Here is a 4,166-nt window from a genome sequence, read left to right as displayed (position 1 = left end):
CGGGTGGTCCGGCTTGCGGTGGGCGGCGCCGCGGTTATCCGGGAGCGTTGACCTCGACGGGGGTTGCAGGTGCGCTGAGCGGCGATGTCGTGGCCGGGGTGGTCCGGCTTGCGGTGGGCGGCGCCGCGGTCATCCAGGAGTGCTGACCGCGGCGCCGGCCGTCAGCCGGTGACCGAGAACGAGTTGGTGACGAAGTCCCGGCCACCGGACGCCGAGGTGATCTCGTAGCCCAGCTGGACGTTGCCGATGGTCACGTCACCGAACCAGCCCCGGGCCCGGATCCACTGTGCGATCGCCCGGATGTCGACGGTCCCGGCGTTGGTGTTGCCGGTCCGCACGAACGAGTAGACCTGGTTGGAGCCGTTCGAGCCGCGGTAGATCGCCCAGGTGTGGCCGCCGACCGAGGTGGTGGTCTGCAGGCTGCCCAGCGGGCCGACCGCGCCGTACCGGTTCATCCACAGCATGATCTCGTGCGCGTTGTCGGACGACCAGATGTCGTAAGCCGTGGTGAACGCGACGCCGCTGGTCGGAACGGTGACGTTGAAGCTGCTCGTGGTGGTGCCGAGCGCGCTGACCCGCTTGCCGAGGTAGCGGGTGGCGTTGGGGTACGACTTGATCCCGCCGGTGTTCGGGTGGTTCGCCCACACGCCCCAGTTGGAGGCCGAGTTGGCCCAGATCGTCTGTGGCCCGTACCCCGAGCCCCAGACGTTGTTGTAGAGCGTGTAGCCGCTGCTGGACCAGGTGCCCCACCGGTCGCTCGACCACCAGACCGCCGCCTGCGCGGGCGCCGCGACCAGCGCGGAGGCGGCGATGACCAGCGCGGCCGCGAACATGCCGGCGATCACGCGCGGTGAACGTCTCATGATCTCTCCTTCTCGTGGGGGTACGACAGGAAAGTTAGTTTGGACTCACAACTAAGTCAAGCGAAGGATATCGATCAATGGTGCCTTGAACTGTGAGCGCTCCCAGCGCCAATCGCGGCGCGTTTGGGCAGGAGGGTTAACTTTTCCGCAACATCTGTACTTCGCGATTGCAGCCGTCTACTGTGAGCGCTCCCAGTATCGAGATGAATCGATAGATAGGCGGTCGCGCATGTTCCAAGCCCGTAGGCGGACCGGCGTCCTCGGCGCCCTCCTCGCAGTCGCACTCTCCGCCGCCGCCGCGGTGGCGGTGCCGCCGGAAGCGCGGGCGGCCGGCACGCTGTCCATGCGCGGAGCTGACGTCTCCACGCTCCAGCGGGCCGTCGACCTCGGCGCGAAGTACTACACGTCCGCCGGCGCCGTGGCCGACCCGCTCGACATCCTCAGGTCCGCCGGGGTCAACTACCTCAGGCTGCGGGTCTGGAACAATCCGCGCAGCGGGTACAACAACGCCGCCAGGGTGCTGGCGTACGCGAGGACGGTCAAGGCCAAGGGCTTCAAGCTTCTGATCGACTTCCACTACTCCGACACCTGGGCCGACCCGGGCGTGCAGACCAAGCCGGCGGCCTGGTCGAGCCACGGCATCTCCGCGCTGACCACGGACGTCTACGACTACACCTACGGCCTCTGCACCGCCCTCAAGGCGCAGGGCACGACGCCGGACAGCGTGCAGATCGGCAACGAGATCAACGTCGGGATGCTGTGGAACGACGGCAAGGTGGTCAACAACGACTTCACCAACCTGAGCCTGCTGCTCAAGTCCGGCTACAACGCCACCAAGGCCTGCAACTCCTCGACCCAGGTCGTCATACACACCGCCAACTCCGACAGCGACGCGCACGCCCGCTGGTTCTACGACGGGATCAGGGCCAAGGGCGTCGTCTGGGACATCACCGCGCTGTCGTACTACTGCAACTGGCACGGCACGACGGCCAACATGACCGCCGTCGTCGCGGACATGATCTCCCGCTACGGCAAGCCGGCGATCCTGGCCGAGACCGCCGCGCCGTTCACCCTGAACAACGCGGACGGCACCGGCAACAGCATCAACACGGCCTGCCCCGGGTACGCGGCGACCTGGGCCGGACAGGGCGCGGCCTTCACGGCGGTGCAGAACGCGGCCAAGGCCGGCGGCGCCGTCGGCGTCTTCTACTGGGAGCCGACCTGGACGGCGGTGCCCGGCAACGGCTGGGACCCGGCGAACATCGCGTCCTCCGGCGACGGCTGGGACAACATGGCCGTCTTCAACTGGACAAACGTCTTCAACGGCACAATGAAGTGGATCAGCTGACCACCCGCGACGACCACCCGCGCGAATCCGGTCCGGAATCCGATCCGCCGCAGGCTCTCACCGCCTTCTCGGCCATCCGACCCGAGGGCGGCGCCGGAGCCCACCCGCCGATTGTTCACGCGCGCGTCGCTGGACCACCGACGGACTGCTTGGCTGTCGCGCTTGGCTGTCGCGCTTGGCTGTCGCGCTTGGCTGTCGCGCTTGGCTGTCCCGCTCGGCGACGGCGGAGCACTCCCCGGTGGTGTGGCACTGCGCCCACCCTCGGTGAGCCATCGCCTGGGCCGGCCGGTCGGCGGGCCGGCATCGGCACGGGTCGGCGGTGCGCCTGCGATGCGGGCCGCCGCCTGCGGTCCTGCGTGGACCTTGCGTTCGCGCGCTCGCCGGCCGGGATGCATGACGGGGTCTGCCGCCGCCGCGACCTCGTCGAGGTCGACCCCGTCGATTTCATGCCGGCGGCAGAACATGTACAGACCGTAGCCATCGGGCCGACGTGCAGCCCTTGATCGGGTGCGCGGATCCGCCGGTGGGAATGCGTCATGGGGGCCGGTCCGAGAATCTCTTCATCCCCGAGCAGGGTCCCGGCAGTGGCTTGCTGATTCGCCGCAGCTTTGGGTGAGTAATCGAGTTCGGGCTTGTCGGGCCGGCACGGGTTCTGGTATTTCCATTGACCGTTGTCGGACCGGGAGTCTGTCGATTGTTCCGCTCGCCGATATCGAGGATGCGGCGAGCTGTTCGGTGGCGATTGCGGCGAGATCGGCGCCGGGTGCCGAGGTGGTGCCGGCTGTGCCGCGATGTGGCGGGTTGGTGTGGCCCCGGGTGACGCTTCGGCCGCGGTGTCGGTCGGTCGTGGTCCGTCCGGAAGGTTCGGTGGCGGCCGGCGTTCCGTCGGAAGGTTCCTTCAGCCGAGTGGAGGCGAGCCGTGGCGGCCGTGTTGGGGTGTTCGACCTGGGTAGTCCGCGCCCTGTTGTGGCATTGTGGCTGGCCCGGCGGGTCGGGGGTGGTGTGGCCGGCGCCGGATGCGTCGTCCTGGTGACCTCGGTGGGTCGTGTCGTTTGTGGAGTCTCTCGGTGGTTCTCTCCCTGCGCTGGAGCCGTGCCGCCGTCGCCGGATGGGTGACGGGCGCGACGTAGACGTTCGGCGTGGCGTCGCCGCAGGCCCCACGCGCGACGGATTTCGTGGTCGCGGCGGAACTTGTCTCGCCCGGGAGAATGGTTGCGGGATGCGGTGCGGTCACGCATGGCGGCCAGTTCGCTGTTGCTGAACAATTGAAGCTGCCGCATGTGTCCATTGTCCCGCGACCCGGCGAGGATTGCCATTCCGATCGCCGATTGATCATGCCATTTTCTCCGGGCCGCTGTGGGGAAGTGGCGCTTGTGTGACCGGACGCATTCCGTTTCTCAGCAGGGCGGCGCGACCGGCTCCATGCCGAGACCAGAACATCGATGTCGATCCGAGGCGTGCCGCCACCATTGCTGTCAGTAGCCAATCGGATGCACCTGCACACCGCCGACAATGCATGCCACGTCCGGCCATCGCCGTGTGCGTCCGGCGGCGGGCACGACCGGAGCGCCGGAAGTCGGTCCGTGTTCACAGCGCTGCCGGTGCTGCGGTGAGGCCTGTCTCGGGACGGCCGACACCGGCGACACCGCCGTCCGATATCCGCGGCAATGCCAAGGGAGTCGCCCCTCCGCGCCGGCGTCGTCGACACGATGCCCGTGACTTGCAGCGGTGGCCATGACCGGCAGCCGTGACTCGCGGCCGTGTCGTGTGACTATTTCCCTGGCCCTGGCCCTGGCCCTGGCCCTGGCCCTGGCCCTGGCCCTGGCCCTGGCCCTGGCCCTGGCCGTGACCTGCGGTCGTGGCCGTGACCTGCGGTCGTGGCCGTGACCTGCGGTCGTGGCCGTGACCTGCGGTCGTGGCCGTGACCTGCGGTCGTGGCCGTGACCTGCGGTCGT

Annotated in this window: 2 protein-coding genes; one reads left to right on the top strand and one right to left on the bottom strand. The window is 68.5% G+C overall.

Going from position 1 to position 4,166, the window contains the following annotated elements; genetic code table 11:
- Positions 1-161: 161 nt before the first annotated feature.
- On the bottom strand, positions 162-863 hold the full coding sequence (locus AB0B58_RS38895) for a GH12 family glycosyl hydrolase domain-containing protein (RefSeq protein ID WP_360235133.1): 702 nt from the start codon (positions 861-863) through the stop codon (positions 162-164).
- Positions 864-1,092: 229 nt separating this feature from the next.
- Between AB0B58_RS38895 and AB0B58_RS38890 the strand changes: the two genes are divergently transcribed.
- Positions 1,093-2,211, top strand: a complete 1,119-nt coding sequence (locus tag AB0B58_RS38890; protein WP_360235130.1) for a glycosyl hydrolase 53 family protein — start codon at positions 1,093-1,095, stop codon at positions 2,209-2,211.
- Positions 2,212-4,166: the final 1,955 nt, after the last annotated feature.

Origin of the sequence: Actinoplanes sp. NPDC049118 (assembly GCF_040648555.1) — a bacterium.
Lineage (GTDB): Bacteria > Actinomycetota > Actinomycetes > Mycobacteriales > Micromonosporaceae > Actinoplanes.
The sequence above is the reverse complement of the archived record's forward strand: the minus strand, read 5'-3'. Positions and strand labels throughout refer to the sequence as shown.

What these genes read in the sequence shown, in the direction of transcription:
- AB0B58_RS38895 (WP_360235133.1), bottom strand. Translation starts at nt 863, where the DNA reads ATGAGACGTTCACCGCGCGTGATCGCCGGCATGTTCGCGGCCGCGCTG.
- AB0B58_RS38890 (WP_360235130.1), top strand. Translation starts at nt 1,093, where the DNA reads ATGTTCCAAGCCCGTAGGCGGACCGGCGTCCTCGGCGCCCTCCTCGCA.